Consider the following 14,210-nt stretch of genomic DNA (forward strand, 5'->3'; position numbering starts at 1 on the left):
TGTGTGCATCTGATTTCAGCGCTGCAGAATCAATCGCATGCTTTATTGCTTTGGTTCTCATCGGGCATTTCGATGGTTTCACCTTTTGTTTTTAACTCACTCACGATCACCGCTGCAACAATCAATGCAGCCCCCAGCAGTGCAATGCCGGGCAAACGTTCGCCCGCCAGACGCCCGGCGATACCGGCCCAGACGGGTTCTCCCGCATAAATCAACGTGGCACGGGTAGGGGATACGCTTTTCTGCGCCCAGTTCATGGCGACCTGAATGACTGCGCTGGCCATACCCAATCCGACTGCGCTTATTAAGAGCAGCCATGAAAATTCGGGGGCTGTTTCATGGGTAGGTACAGTCATCGCGAAGGCAAGCACGCAAGCAGTTGCCAATTGCACTACGGTCACTCTGCGCACGTCTACTTGACCGGCATAGGCGCTAATCAGGATGATTTCGGCAGCAATGGCGATGGCACTCATCAATGTCGCTATTTCACCGGCGCTGAAATTTAACGACGCTCCGCTGGGGCCTGAGAGCAACATCAATCCCGTAAAAGCCAACATGATGCCCAGACTGGGCATTAATCCAGGGCGGCGACCCAGCACCAACCATTGCAGCAATGGAACAAAAGGAACATAGAGTGCAGTAATAAAGGCCGACTGACTGCTGGGGATAGTCTGCAAACCAATGGTTTGCAAACCGTAGCCCAGCATGATGGCAATGCCAATGAATAATCCGGCTTTCAGTTCAAACAAGGTCATGCCGCGCAAGCTGCGGATTGAGAACAACGCAACGATGCTGGCGGCAGCGGCAAATCGCAACCCGACAAAAAACAGGGGGCCGCTTGCAGTGAGAGCATGTTGTACAAGCAAAAATGTGCCCCCCCACACGATAGTGATCAGGATCAGCACGCATTCGGCTTTACTGATGCGAGATGTCAAAGACGACAGTCTGGAAGCTTTCAATGGTGTCACGACCTTGCGCGTTACAAAGGTGAGACGCACAATGCGCCAAAGCTGAGCAGTATACTGCGCAGCCCCACACAGTGAGCAATATAGTGCCCAAAGAAATTTCCCAGCGTGCATCGGTTCTTCAGCACGTCAGTCAAAACGTACGACGGCTGCGGCTGCTCGCACAGCTCAGTCAAAGCGCGTTGGCGGAGTCGTCCGGAGTCAGTCGTCGGATGCTGGTTGCGATAGAAGCGGGTGAAAAAAATGTCAGCCTGAGCACGCTTGATCGAGTAGCTGAAGCCCTGAATGCCGCATTCAGTGATTTGATTCAGGCCCCCGGGTCGCCGGACCCTGGACGTATTAACGAAGTGGCCTGGAGCGGCTCCGTTTCGGGTAGCAAGGCTGTGTTATTGGCCAAGGCTGCCGCGACAAAAGAGGTCGAATTGTGGGAATGGCGTTTGGAGCCGGGAGAGGAATACGTATCAGAGGCTGATGCAGAAGGATGGAGCGAACAGCTGTACATTATTGAAGGTTGCTTGACCTTGGTGCTAGATGATCAGGTGCTGCACTTTAATGCCAGTGATTTTTATACCTATGCCAGTAACAGGCCGCATAGCTATCGAAATGCAGGTGATACAGTCGTGCGTTTTATACGAAATGTAGTGATTTGAGGCAGGTGGCGGGACTTACGTCCCGCCGAACCAGGCGGCTTGATAGGCAGTTGCTCGCAGCAGTGCCAGTTCATTAGGTTGTGCTGTCACAGCTGAGTATGTGCTGAATGGGGATCAGCCCGAGCTACTGCCCACTTGATGCTGCCTGGAACATTTCGGTTTAGCGGATGTTCTTGATGCTGCCTTTGTTGCCAGTCACGGTGACATTCACTTTTTTGAAAATGAAATAGTCTTCAACCGACACCGCATAGCGTGGTGCAACAATCAGGTCAGAGCCTGAGCTTTTAACTGCTTTGTAAGCGGCAGCGGCTTTTGTCGCAGAAACAGGATCAGGCAGGCTAAATGCAGGCGCTGGGCCGCCGTAAGTCACGCCATCGGCGAATTCACTGTCGCCACTGATTTTCAATACACCGAACAGAACGTTCGATGTGGATTGGCCTGTAATTTCGCCACCCACTTCAATTTTCGCTTTCAGGTCAGCTGTAACAGTACCGGCAATAGGAGCGTTGGGCTGGCTCACGTTATGGCTCATGCAACCGCTGGTAGCCAAAACTGCTGCGGCAATAGCCACGGGCATCCATATTTTTTTCATCGTAAAGCTCCAGTAAAGGTGTCGGTCCGTTCGTTAACGGCGGCGAGACTTTACGTGAGAGGCCCTAGCAATAAAGTCGGTCAAATCCTGCTAGGTTGAGGGCAGTAGTAACTCCATTGGGTAGGATTTGTGCTGCGCCCTGTAACAGCACCCACATGGCGACAGGTGAATAGATGCATGAAAGTGCGGGTCTCGGATGTGTGATCGTAAAGGTGGGATTTACTACCTGCTCTCTATCCCCCCGCTGCGTAGCTTCAGGTAGAAACAGCACCGGATTGAGAGGCTAAAAATTATTAGAATTCAGGGGGTTGCCAGCTTCTTTCTTCTAGTACATAATGCGCGCCATCAGCACGGCACACAGCCTTAACCGCTGAAGAATCATAGGTTTACAGCATTACGATTTCTTTTGTATCTGACGTTTTAAATGTCATGTACAAATGGCCGAGTAGCAAAATGGTTATGCAGCGGATTGCAAATCCGCCCACGCCGGTTCGATTCCGGCCTCGGCCTCCATCCTGAAAGCCCCGCAGATCACGGTCTGCGGGGTTTTTTATTGGCTGCGATTTGACGATCACTTCCGCAATTTTTGGGATCGCTTCCGCAAGCAGCCTCTTTATTCCGTAAGCTGGAGCCTTGTGACGGAGGGCTGGGGTGTGCCTTTTGCCCTATAGCCTGGGTAGCCTGCTTTCGGCCAAAAGCAGCCTCTTAACGCGTCGCACATTGACCTCTGCGAAGAAAATCTTTAAGCGCCGCCCGATAGAGCGTCAATGGCTGATTGCCCGTATTGAAGAGTGCAAACGGAATCATCGTGAGATGTGAAAACGACGTGGAGTTTATCGAGTAGGTTTTCTGCCTGCAAAAGCGCTGGTCCTTATTCAATATAAAATCAAACTTGAAAAGGTTTGTCCGCGTACACCAACTGGGGATCAAACCCAGACTCAGGCCCGTCAAGTAATCTTGTCCGCAAGCGCCGCCAGATGAGAACTCCGAGATCTTTATTTCTAATGCCGGCAGGCTCGGGGCGGCAAGGCTGGAGTTCTTATCCTGTGCATCGGGAATAACGTTGAGTGTCGCTGCGTATGCGTCCTTGCCGAAGCGACTGTCTTTCCATGGGGAGTTTATTGCGTAACTGAAGCTGGAGATGATTTCTTGTGTTTCGGGTTCAACGGGTTCGTTGATTGTCGGCTGGGACGAATAAGATGTGCAGCCGCAACAGAGTATCGCAATGCTGACAAACACAAACCCGTTGGCTTTTAAGCGACGCATACTCAGTTTTCCCTAACTATCAATTAGCCAACATACCTGTCACTTAACGCCGTATAACATCTTATCTACACGCCGGACGGCTGAATCAGCATAACAGGGCAGACTGTACGCGCGACACTTCGGGAGAGAGAAAAGGCCGCCGCCATGCTCTCTTTGCCCCCAACCCAGTGCGAACCCGCGAACGTTGAAGGCAAACGCAGAACGACAACACCTGCCCAAGCTGTCCAGCGGCTCCTATTGGCCGATTCTGTTGAAAAAGTCTGATTTGCAGATCGGCTGAACTCACGCACGATCACCACCGGAGAACCTAATCACCACATTGAGTGGTTTTTTGGCCCTTCGTTGAGCTTTGCAGCTCGGTTATTGGGTTGGTTTGAGGGTTTTTGCTTTGTGCAGACGCACCTATCCCGTAACCGGTGGCCCTTGAGAGGTAAATTTGGCCAACCGACGCAGGTTCTGCACCGCAGCGGCCAGCGTGAATTCATCGGTCGCGCCACTCATGCCACGTAGTCGCAAGCGATCCATTTTCAGGATGCGCTTGAGGTGGGCAAACAACATTTCGACCTTCTTACGTTCGTGGCGAGAGCGCACGTACTCCGGTGTCGCTGCGATGCGTCGAGCCACATCACGAGCGGCTTCATGGACGCTGCGGACGATCTTACGAATCGAAGTATTCGGGCAGCACTTGGCTTTCATCGGACATGTCGCGCAGTCGGTCTGCCGGGATCGGAAGATGATAGTGTTGGCTTTGGTGACGTGCGAACGCTCGTTTTTGAAGGCTCGCCATTCGCTGCGTAATACGTTGCCGGCTGGGCAGCGGTATTCCTCGGCCTCTTCATTCCAGTGGAAATCGTTACTCGAAAAGCTGTCGTTCTTGCGCTCGGTTTTGTCCCACACCGGCACATGCGGCTCGATGTCTTTTTCCTCCACCATCCAGGCCAACATCGGCGCTGTACCGTAAGCGGTGTCGCCAATGAGGCGTTCCGGCTTGATGTCGAACTGCGCTTCGACCCGGTCGATCATCGTCTTGGTGCTCTCGACTTCTGCGGTTCGATGAGCCGGTGTGGGTTCCACATCCATGATCACGCCGTGCTCGGTATCGATCAGATAATTCGTGGAGTACGCGTAGAACGCTGGGCCGCCTGGAGCTGCGGTCCAGCGGGCCTGAGGATCCGTCAGCGACAGGCGCTTCGGTAGCGTTTCGGCCAAAGCCTCTTCATCGAGGGCTTCAAGGTACTCTCGCACGGCGCGGGTGCTCAGGGCCGGATCGCTCCAGTTGACCTGTTCATCACCCGGTATGCCGCGCTGCCGACTCGCATCCGCTTTGATGATGCTGGCGTCCACGGCAAAGCCTTCGCCTTTAACCAAACCGGCGTCCATGCAGCGACGCAGCACTTCATTGAACAACCAGCGAAACAGATCGCTGTCCCGAAAACGGCCGTGTCTATTTTTGGAAAAGGTCGAGTGATTGGGGACTTCATCTTCAAGGCTTAACCGGCAGAACCAGCGATACGCCAGGTTCAAATGGGCCTCTTCGCACAGCCGACGCTCTGAGCGAATGCCGTAGCAATAGCCCACGATCAGCATGCGGATCATCAACTCTGGGTCAATCGAAGGACGCCCAATTGGGCTGTAAAAATCGGCGAGGTAATGGCGTAAAACGCTCAGATCGAGACACCGATCAATGCTACGCAGAAGGTGATTGGCGGGGTGTGGTCTTCAAGGTTGAACGAGTAAAACAGCCGTTCCTGCCCACTCGATAACTGTCCCATCATGCTGCGTGCTTCCCTGCTGGCCGATGCGCGAATTTTGCCGCAGGCCAGACAGGGGAGCTACTTTTTCAACAGAATCGGCCGATAGCTGCCTGTCACGAAGGGCGGCTCCCGGCCACTAGCGGTCGCCGCTTGTAAGCGTCCGCTTACCGGCCAAAAGCTGTCATTCATCTGATCTCCAAACCAACGGAAATAATAGGAAGGACGATAACCGAGAATTTACAAGGCACCAACGGTCGGACTCCCCTCAAGAAGCGCTCTGGCACGCCGATGACGTAAGTGTTAGTTTGCGCGGCTCCGGCCACAAACCTGAACCGCAGACAGGGATGTTTGGACGTCTTTCACGCCTAACCAGGCGTACTTCATTCCTGTCATGAGTATCATCCGATGCTGCAAAAATCCCTGAGAACTCAAATCCTCGCGCTGCTGAGCGGCAGTCTGTTGGCGATGTTGCTGATTGCTTTAGCATGCTTTAATTTCCTGTCCAACGGCGTGCAAAACTACGCCAACTTAATCGAAGGTCCCCTGCACACTTCGCAATTGATCGACGAGGCCAACCTGCAATTCAAGGTGCAGGTTCAGGAATGGAAAAACGTATTACTACGGGGCAAGCAGCCGGCAGACCTGGATAAATATTGGAAGCAATTCGAAGACCGTCAGCGCGACGTACAAGGGATCCTTGGCGAACTGGCTAACCAGAAAGGACTGGAGGGCCAACTCAAGACCCGCATCGAGCGCCTGCGTGACGAACACCGTCAGTTGGGCAGCGCTTACCAGAAAGGTCGCGATGCCTATATCGCCGCGGGTGCAGACCCCACTGCAGGCGACGCCGCCGTCAAAGGAGTTGACCGTACCACCAGCGATCAGATGAGCGAACTTGTTGGCGAACTGCGCAAGCAGGGCACCGAGCAATCTACACTGATCAGCGCCGCTGCCAATCGCACGGTGATGCTGGGGATTATCGTGATGCTCGCCTCGGGTCTGTTGATCGGCCTGTTGAGCCTTTGGCTGATTAACCGCAACTTGATTGACCCCATCCGCAAGCTGATCGACTACGTGGCGCAACTGAGCCAAGGGAAAGTTGCCGAACGCGTTGCCAGCAGCCGTGAAGACGAGTTGGGCAAACTAGCCATGGCCGCCAACACTTTGCGCGACTTTCTCGCCGAAACCTTCAACCGCTTGCAGCGCAGCGCCAAGGATCTGGACAGCGCAAGTGGCGAGTTAAGCGCCATCGCCGGTCTCATGGCCAGCGGCACTAACGAGCAGTTCAACCGTACCGATCAGGTGGCTACGGCGATGAACGAAATGTCCGCCACCGCCCAGGAAGTGGCTCGTCACGCAGCCGATGCTGCACGCGCCGCCGATGATGCCGACCAATCCACGCAGCAGGGCGAAAAAGTCATGCAGGGCACCATTCACACCATCACCCAAATGCGTGGTGAGATCGCCAACACAGCCACGGTCATCCGTCGCCTGGAAACCGACAGTGGCCGCATAGGCAAGGTGTTGGAAGTGATTCGCGGCATCGCCGAGCAGACTAATTTGCTGGCGCTTAACGCGGCGATCGAAGCGGCCCGTGCCGGTGAAGCCGGACGCGGTTTTGCGGTCGTGGCCGACGAAGTGCGAAACCTTGCCCAGCGTACGGCCGAGTCGATCATCGAAATCAACCAGATCATCCAAACGGTGCAAACCGGCGCGGTGGACGCGGCTCAGGCCATTGAAAGTGGCCAGTCGCGCAGCGAAGAAAGTGTCGCGCAAGTGAATGAGGCCGGAGCGATGCTGCAGCGCATCACCCATTCTGTGGAAGCCATTCGAGACATGAACCGCCAAATTGCCACCGCTGCCGAAGAGCAAACCTCGGTGGCGGAAGATATCTCGCGCAACCTCACCGAAATCACCACGATTGCCAGTACAAACCTAGACAACATGCAGCGCACCGAAGCGGCAAGCCGGAACCTTCACGGGTTATCAGGGCAGTTGAATGAAGTGACGGCACGTCTGAGTGCTTAGCCGGACCGTTAGTGGTTAGATCGGCTTCAGGCTGAGCTGCCCTTGGCCAAGCTGGCCAACCATACTGCCAAACGGCTCCAGGCCCACACCGGCGGCGTGGTCAACTTGTGCGGTGATTTCGAAAGGGACTGGGTGCTGCGCAACACGGCTGTGTCTGAAGTGTGGGGTGTCGGTAGGCGCATGACCGCACACCTTGAAGGCATGGGCATCACCACCGCGATGCACTTGGCCAAGGCTGACCCATGGACCCTGCGCAAAAAATTCAGCGTGGTGATTGAGAAAACCGCGCGAGAGCTTTCAGGAACGCCGTGCCTGGAGCTGGATGAACCGGATCCGCCGAAACAGGAAATCTGCTGCAGCCGAATGTTTGGCAAGCGACTGACTGAACTGGCACCGATCAAGGAAGCTGTGGCCACCTACATGATGCGCGCCTCCGAAAAGCTCAGGGCGCAGAAGTCCTATTGCAAAAAAGTCCGTGTCAGCATCCGCACGGGCATGTTCAATCCTGATGAGGCCAAATACGCAAAAGGTGTTGTGGTGACTTTGCCATATCCGACTGGCGATGTGCAGTTGCTGACCAAGGCAGTAGTAGAGGCTCTGGACCATGTTTTTCGGGAGGGATTCAAATACAGCAAGGCAGAAGTTTTGCTGCTGGACCTGCGACAGCCCGGAGAGTTTTCAGATGATTTGTTTGCCGTAAATCAACCTGCAGAAGCCACACGGGTCATGGCCGTGCTGGATGAAATCAACGGACGCTGGGGGAGGGGGACGTTGAGGGCGGCGAGTGTTCCGAGCAATCCGGATTGGGGCATGAGGCGAGAAATGATGAGCCGCAGTTATACGACCAAACTGGATCAGCTGTGGCGGGTGACTTGATGTTGAAGTGTCTGGAGTTTCTCTACAGGGCAGAAGCTGCTTTGAGGGCAAGGTTAGCCTGCACTGAGTGAAGGGTTACCCCCCTCTTACTGTCACGCAGCGTGCATTGACTAGCCATCAATGCACTGCTTCTTATCCGGCTTTGACTGGTTTTATCAAGCTTTCTGCAGGAATCCCGAACATATCGTGCAGTTTCCAGATCATTGGCAATGTGAGCGGCCGTTTGCCATTCAGAACTTCATAAACTCGATTTTGTCGTCCAATTGCAGGCATCAAATCAGCCGCTGACAATCCGGATTGCTCCATTCTGAATCGTATGGCATCGACGGGGTTGGGCAGGTCTACCGGGAAGTGTTTTGCTTCGTACGCTTCGATTAGCGTAATCATCACTTCCAAATAATCTCCCTCAGGTGTACCAGGTTCTGGCTCGTTATCGAACAGGGGGGCAACGGACTTTAGCGCGTCCTGGTAGTCCTGCTCAGTGTGTATCGGGCGAATGTTCATGGGTCACTCCATTTCAACGGTGTCGGCATCAATGGCGTCGTATTGTTTATGTGTACCAACGAACTTTACATAGAGGGCGCCATAGCGATAAGTAACGGATACGACCAGCCGATAGTCGTTCCCCTTGATGTTAAACACGACCCGACGGCTTTTAAGTACGCTGGCATGTTTGAACTGGGCCTTTATGTCGGCTGGAGTCTGCCAGTTCGCTTTTTTCACCTCGTCAATCCAGGCTAGCAAGGATTGCTCCGAGTCTTGGTGTGTTTGCCAAAACGCTTTTAGGTGGCTGATCGCGATGATTCTCATGAATGACCCTAGTCCCGTGGTGGGACTTTATCAAGAGCGTTTCGTCCGAAGGTGGCTCTCTAGCTTCACATCATTAGCCACTCACCTTGACGCCCCGCTAATTCTTATCTTGTCAAATTCACTATTTAGGACTGCGGCAGATTGTGCGAGTAGGTAAATTCCGAATTTGATGAAGGGCGTAGCTTGATCGCGATCAGGCTGTTGATGTGTAGCCGACATCTTGCATAAATTCTTGCTCATCGCTAGTTCCATCAGCGATTGGGTGTCAATCAAAGAGCTTTTGCCGCTACCGCCCTTCGTGACAGAGAGCACTTGCTCTTTCCCAGCCCGAAGCGGGTCACGTAGCTGAGCCAATTGCTCAAGCCCATTATTCAGTTCACCGCCTCAAGGTTGATCCAGCTCATGCCGCAACAATGGATGCTGCAGCATGAGAGCGAAGAGTTATTGTTACTCGACCTTATTATCTGGCAGTGAGGTAGCGTGAATTTCGTCAAACATAGCGGTTGCCACTGAAGCAGCATAAACAATGTATTTCACATCACTCTCTTTGCTATTGACTTCATAAATATCACAAAGAAGACTTCTATTGTTCTTGGGTAACGCTACAGGTGACCAGGATGAAAGGCTCTTGAAGTTATACTCGGGGCCTTTGTACGTTAAAGACCTTATGCCGACTACGATGCGCTTATATTGTTGTCTATCCGGTCTTTTGGAGTTTTTATAGTCACCTATAAATGATCCTAAAGAACCAGAGACAACATCTATGCACGCCTTGTCTAGCTCAGTTTCATAATCAGCAGCCGCATATATTCCAACGCTGCCATGATTGGAATGTAGTGGTCAACTAATCCCGGACACGACGTTAAGTTTTTCTTCGGCCCGAGCTGGCGCCAGCCCACCGTTGAATTGATGGGGGCGAATCCAGTTGTACCGATGCATCAAGAATTGGCTGATATCGCGCTGGGCTTCTTGAGCCGTTCGGTAACCCGTGGTCGGTATCCACTCCGTTTTCAAGCTGCGGAACACGCGCTCCATTGGCGCATTGTCCCAGCAATTTCCCCGGCGACTCATGCTCTGGCGCATGCGATAACGCCACAGCCGCTGGCGAAATAAACGACTCGCATACTGCGACCCTTGATCCGAGTGAAACAGCAGACCCTGAGGTCTTCCTCGTTGCTCGTAAGCCATATCCAGCGCCTTGATAACCAGATCGGCGTCCGGCTTTTCCGACAACGCCCAGCCCACCACCCGGCGCGTGCAAAGATCCAGCACGACAGCCAGGTAATGCCATTTCCCCTGGGCCCAGATGTAGGTGATGTCGCCGCACCACACCTGGTTGGGTGCTGGAGCATCGAACTCCCGATTCAATATGTTCGGGATATCCAACCGTTCAACCGTCGCTCGTTTGTAGGCATGTGATCCGGGTTGTTTACTGACTAAATCAAGCTCGCGCATCAGGCTGCGCACTTTGAACCGACCGAGCTGTTCACCGTCTTCACGCATCAGCGACAAGATGCTACGGCTGCCCGCAGCACTGCGACTTTGCGAGAACAGCTCGCTCACCCGGCTGCGTAACCGAAGCCGTTCGACATCAGGCGTTCGACGCCTAAGACGCTGGGCGTAGTAGCACGAACGGGGGAATTCAAACACCTTGCACAACCAATCAATCGGCTCATGGACGCTCAGCTGATTGATCAGCGCGTACGCTCGTGATCTTCCGACATCAAGAGCGCGGTAGCCTTTTTTAATATCGATTTTTCCCGTTCAAGGCGGGCAATCCGGGCTTCCAGCTCCTGAATTTTCTGCTGTTCCGGGGTCAATGCTTTGCTCTGCGGAGTGACGCCTTGGCGTTCCTGCTGAACCTGATCAACCCAGCGGCGCAGGGCTGACTCGCCGACGCCGAGTGAACGGCTGGCTTCGATGTAGCTGTAGTTTTGCTTGAGCACGAGGTCGGCAGCCTCGCGTTTGAATTCAGCAGAAAAGGAACGGCGTTGTTTGGTCATCTGACACCTCGATCTGGCGAGCATTCTCGCCTAAATGGGTGTCCGGTTTCATTAGACCACTACAGATGGGTCAGACAAGGCCTGGAGGAATGGGTTGAGTTGGACCACATGACCCCGACCGCCCACTGGAAGCACTTTCTGGATCGACGAATCAAAGTGCTGGAATGGGACGATAGCGCTGGCAAAGAGGTCGCAGCGTTGCAGCCTTAAGCTTCTTTAGGGGGCCAAGATGGCTGGGGGGGCAAGTTCTGAATGCAACCTCTGCATGAGCCTGATGAAGTGCTCTTACCGGGCGCGCCGCAATTATCCAGACCTGGTTTATAGATCATTCAGATCAACGCGCATGGCGTGCAGGTTGTAAGGATCATCGCGACTGGCAGTGCCCCGAAGCCTGGATTGGCTGACTTTAGAGCCCACTTGTCATCAGACGCTGCCAGCCATGCTGTGTTTCACTGCCCACAACCTTGTACCTAAAACCCCGACTTGCAGCGGCAAAGAGCGGAAGTCGTTTGGCGAGCTTTGTTTTTTTCTCTTGAGTGGGCCTTGTTCACTCTGGAGCAGCGGCGGTCAAGTCACTGCTGGATTCAGCGGCCATTTTCAAGCGATCCGCTTTGCAGATGTATTTAGGCTTATTTTTGGGAGCCAGTTTTGCGCTGGCTTTTTTGGCGTTAGCTTTCAAGATTTGGTTGATTTTTTTACGACGATTCATAGGTTTTGCTCAGTGTGTCAGTGTTGAATAAGTCAGTCTTAAAGGCTCAGGTACTTCCCTCTACAGGATGGATGTACCCACTGCCCAAGCAGAGGCGAGCCTTGCTGCCATGGTTTGGCCGTTACGCGTGAGGGTTGTCGAACCAGGTTGCTGTGTCGCTGGTGTAAATATGCTTTTGTTTGCTGGGCTTGAAAGGTGTGTCCAGTGTGCCTAATGCCACGCTAATCCACCCGGCGCGATCCCCTTGGGAGCACGACCAGAACAACGTCGATCCGCACTGCATGCAAAACTCCCGGCTTACCGAATCTGATGACAGGTAGGCCTTGAGGTCTTCGGCGCCGCTGAGCAAGGTGAAGGCGCTGCGCGGCACGCTGCCATAGGACGCAAACGCTGCGCCATGGCCCTTGCGGCATTGGCTGCAATAGCAGTGACTGACTGCTTTAGGTTCGCTCAGCAGCTCGTAGCGGACGCCGCCACACAGGCAGCTACCCAGATAAACCTTGCTCACGTGCATAGGGCCTCAAAAAACGCCAGCTTAACGACCTGCGTCGCGAGAGTCGACTGGCCCTTACGGCTGCGCAGGTTTTATCATGTGCCGCCATTTTCATCACAGGACCTGAACCCATGGATAAAGCTTTTCGCAACCCGCTCTTTCTGGTGGGGTTCGCCTTGGTCATCTGCGGCGGCACCTTTGCCCTTAACGGCCTGCTGACCGAGCGTACATTTCTCTACATGGCACCCGGCCTGTTGATCCCGGGTGTCACGTTCATGCTGACGGGCTGGAAGCGGCGTAATCAGTGAGTGTGCTTGATTGTGGAGTGTCAGACGTCTTTATGATGCGCCCGCTTCTTTGATCTGCCCCCACAGCGCTGTCACCTGTTCTGCATTAGCGGCTTTGACCCGCGCCAAATCCACAGGGTAATCAACGCCAGGGTTCTCAGCGAATCGGGTGGCGGTGAACTGGCCATTACTGGCCCGCAGGATGTAACCCGTGTCCTGACACGCTGGCGACGCGAGGTAAACCACGCCGGGCGCCACCCACTCGGGTTTCAGATTTTCCGGTGTTTGGGTCACACCCCACATTCTGGTTTTGGCCACGGGCGATACCGCGTTGACCAAAATGCCGTCCGGTGCGCCTTCCATGCTCAGGGCATTCATGATGCCCAATTGCGCCATTTTGCCTGCGGCGTACGCCACCAGACCGGTCTGCGCATAGCGCTGATACATGGCCCGGTCCGAAGTTGTCAGCACTATCCGTGCAGCCGATGAGTGTTTGAGGTGTGGCCAGGCGTATTTACAGAGCCAGACCGGCGTATAGAGGTTGATGTCCAGTGCGCGGGCAATGAATGCCGCATCGGCCTGTTCAATGGGTTGGTAACCCACCCAACCGGCGTTGTGAATCACGATATCCAGTTGCCCAAACGCGTCGACAGCGGCGTCAATCAAGCCTCGGCAACCTTGCTCGCTGGAGAGGTCACTGGAATCACCGATCACGTGATATCCCTCAGCTTGAAGGGCTTGAGCTGCCTCTCGTGCGATGCTGGCGTCAGCCCCGTCACCCACATTGTCGGCGCCGATATCACTGATCACGACATTTGCGCCCAATTTCGCCAGTTCCCGGGCATAGACCCAGCCCAAACCACGGCCGGCGCCTGTGACAATTGCGGTTTTCCCTGTGAAGTCCATAAACACATCCTCTTGATGACGCCTGCACCTTAACAATGCGGATGGGGCGGATCCACCCCGGCCCCGATGCTTTACCCGGCGCGACTGTGTATGCATGATGGCGCCCTTTGATAAATGCCGCGCAGGTCTGGCACTGGTTTTGGAAGGAACAACTGTTGAACCCCCACACATTGTCCATGCGCCTGGAGCGCGTCGCCGCACATGTTCCGGTAAACGCCCGGTTGGCTGATATCGGGTCGGACCATGCCTATTTGCCGGTGGCGCTGATGCGTCGGGGCGTAATCACAGGCGCAGTAGCCGGTGAGGTGGCGCTGACGCCTTTCACTGCGGCCCGGCGTACGGTTCAAGCAAATGATCTGGCCGACGCCATTACGGTGCGCAGGGCTGATGGCCTGATGGCGATTGAACCCGAAGACGCGATCACTGCCATTACCCTGTGCGGCATGGGAGGGGAGACTATCCGGGACATCCTTGAGCAGGGTAAGTCGCGCTTGAGCGGTGAGGAGCGCCTGATCCTGCAACCCAATGGCGGTGAACACCCCCTGCGCCAATGGTTGATGGAAAATGGCTACCGTATCCTCTGTGAAGAAGTGCTACGGGAAAACCGTTTTGATTACGAAATTATCGTCGCTGCCCGTTCCGGCACGGTGAAGTACAGCGCGCAGGAGCTGTACTTTGGTCCGCTGCACATGCAAGCACGCAGCCCGGCTTTTCTTGCAAAATGGCAGCGTCAGCTGTCTCAAAAGCACAAGACTCTGCTCAGCTTGAGCCGGGCCCGTCTGACTGTCCCGGAAGAAAAAGTACAGGACACCGCACGCCAGGTGCGCTGGATCACTGACCTGCTGGCACAGGCGCAGAGCGCAGGCTAAAA

12 protein-coding genes, 1 tRNA gene and 3 pseudogenes are annotated in these 14,210 nt (G+C 54.5%); 6 read left to right on the forward strand and 10 right to left on the reverse strand.

Annotation, left to right across the window (positions count from 1 at the left end):
* Positions 1 to 29: 29 nt before the first annotated feature.
* A pseudogene (locus TU74_RS17325) lies at positions 30 to 1,036 on the reverse strand (DMT family transporter).
* Between the two features lie 15 nt (positions 1,037 to 1,051).
* Between TU74_RS17325 and TU74_RS17330 the strand changes: the two are divergent.
* Complete coding sequence (locus TU74_RS17330; protein WP_047273674.1) at positions 1,052 to 1,615, forward strand: helix-turn-helix domain-containing protein; 564 nt, start codon at positions 1,052 to 1,054, stop codon at positions 1,613 to 1,615.
* 160 nt (positions 1,616 to 1,775) lie between these two features.
* On the opposite strand, the gene TU74_RS17335 is transcribed toward TU74_RS17330, so the two are convergent.
* Positions 1,776 to 2,207, reverse strand: a complete 432-nt coding sequence (locus TU74_RS17335) for a hypothetical protein (RefSeq protein WP_047273676.1) — start codon at positions 2,205 to 2,207, stop codon at positions 1,776 to 1,778.
* 439 nt (positions 2,208 to 2,646) lie between these two features.
* On the opposite strand from TU74_RS17335, the gene TU74_RS17340 reads away from it, so the two are divergent.
* A tRNA-Cys gene (locus TU74_RS17340) sits at positions 2,647 to 2,720 on the forward strand.
* Positions 2,721 to 2,912: 192 nt separating this feature from the next.
* Here TU74_RS17340 and TU74_RS17345 read toward each other — a convergent pair.
* Both TU74_RS17345 and TU74_RS17350 read right to left on the reverse strand, forming a co-directional pair.
* A complete protein-coding gene (locus tag TU74_RS17345; protein WP_048377171.1) occupies positions 2,913 to 3,473 on the reverse strand; it encodes a hypothetical protein in 561 nt (186 codons plus the stop codon).
* Between the two features lie 402 nt (positions 3,474 to 3,875).
* Positions 3,876 to 5,248 (reverse strand): annotated as a pseudogene (locus TU74_RS17350) (transposase).
* 384 nt (positions 5,249 to 5,632) lie between these two features.
* Between TU74_RS17350 and TU74_RS17355 the strand changes: the two are divergent.
* Together TU74_RS17355 and TU74_RS17360 are read left to right on the forward strand one after the other, a co-directional pair.
* Complete coding sequence (locus tag TU74_RS17355) at positions 5,633 to 7,255, forward strand: methyl-accepting chemotaxis protein (protein WP_047280266.1); 1,623 nt, start codon at positions 5,633 to 5,635, stop codon at positions 7,253 to 7,255.
* Between the two features lie 42 nt (positions 7,256 to 7,297).
* A pseudogene (locus TU74_RS17360) lies at positions 7,298 to 8,131 on the forward strand (DUF4113 domain-containing protein); the annotation flags it as partial.
* A 132-nt stretch (positions 8,132 to 8,263) separates the two neighbouring features.
* Here the strand turns inward: TU74_RS17360 and TU74_RS17365 are convergent.
* The 5 genes from TU74_RS17365 to TU74_RS17390 all read right to left on the reverse strand — a co-directional run bounded on the left by TU74_RS17365 (position 8,264) and on the right by TU74_RS17390 (position 12,161).
* Entirely contained in the window at positions 8,264 to 8,635 is a 372-nt protein-coding gene (locus tag TU74_RS17365; RefSeq protein WP_047274808.1) for a helix-turn-helix domain-containing protein, read from the reverse strand.
* Positions 8,636 to 8,638: 3 nt separating this feature from the next.
* On the reverse strand, positions 8,639 to 8,941 hold the full coding sequence (locus tag TU74_RS17370) for a type II toxin-antitoxin system HigB family toxin (protein WP_047280307.1): 303 nt from the start codon (positions 8,939 to 8,941) through the stop codon (positions 8,639 to 8,641).
* A gap of 840 nt (positions 8,942 to 9,781) precedes the next feature.
* Positions 9,782 to 10,944 (reverse strand): IS3 family transposase gene (locus TU74_RS23640; protein ID WP_088500210.1). Its coding sequence is split into 2 segments (ribosomal slippage): positions 9,782 to 10,689 and positions 10,689 to 10,944, totalling 1,164 coding nucleotides; the frame shifts between segments, so codons are not numbered across the junction.
* 547 nt (positions 10,945 to 11,491) lie between these two features.
* Positions 11,492 to 11,653 (reverse strand): DUF2986 domain-containing protein, encoded by a 162-nt coding sequence (locus TU74_RS23645; RefSeq protein WP_070411743.1) that lies wholly within the window; start codon positions 11,651 to 11,653, stop codon positions 11,492 to 11,494.
* A 121-nt stretch (positions 11,654 to 11,774) separates the two neighbouring features.
* The gene (locus TU74_RS17390; RefSeq protein ID WP_048377183.1) at positions 11,775 to 12,161 is read right to left on the reverse strand and encodes a GFA family protein; all 387 of its coding nucleotides are present in this window, start codon (positions 12,159 to 12,161) and stop codon (positions 11,775 to 11,777) included.
* A 116-nt stretch (positions 12,162 to 12,277) separates the two neighbouring features.
* Between TU74_RS17390 and TU74_RS24495 the strand changes: the two genes are divergently transcribed.
* Complete coding sequence (locus tag TU74_RS24495; protein ID WP_162841627.1) at positions 12,278 to 12,454, forward strand: hypothetical protein; 177 nt, start codon at positions 12,278 to 12,280, stop codon at positions 12,452 to 12,454.
* A gap of 30 nt (positions 12,455 to 12,484) precedes the next feature.
* Here the strand turns inward: TU74_RS24495 and TU74_RS17395 are convergent, their stop codons facing one another.
* Entirely contained in the window at positions 12,485 to 13,339 is an 855-nt protein-coding gene (locus TU74_RS17395) for an SDR family NAD(P)-dependent oxidoreductase (RefSeq protein WP_048377175.1), read from the reverse strand.
* Positions 13,340 to 13,494: 155 nt separating this feature from the next.
* Here TU74_RS17395 and TU74_RS17400 point away from each other — a divergent pair, with 155 nt between their 5' ends.
* Positions 13,495 to 14,208 carry a tRNA (adenine(22)-N(1))-methyltransferase gene (locus tag TU74_RS17400; protein WP_047282202.1) on the forward strand — a complete coding sequence of 238 codons (714 nt, stop codon included), beginning with the start codon at positions 13,495 to 13,497 and terminating at the stop codon, positions 14,206 to 14,208.
* The last annotated feature ends 2 nt before the right edge of the window (positions 14,209 to 14,210 follow it).

It is taken from the genome of Pseudomonas lundensis (assembly GCF_001042985.1).
Taxonomy (GTDB): domain Bacteria; phylum Pseudomonadota; class Gammaproteobacteria; order Pseudomonadales; family Pseudomonadaceae; genus Aquipseudomonas; species Aquipseudomonas lundensis.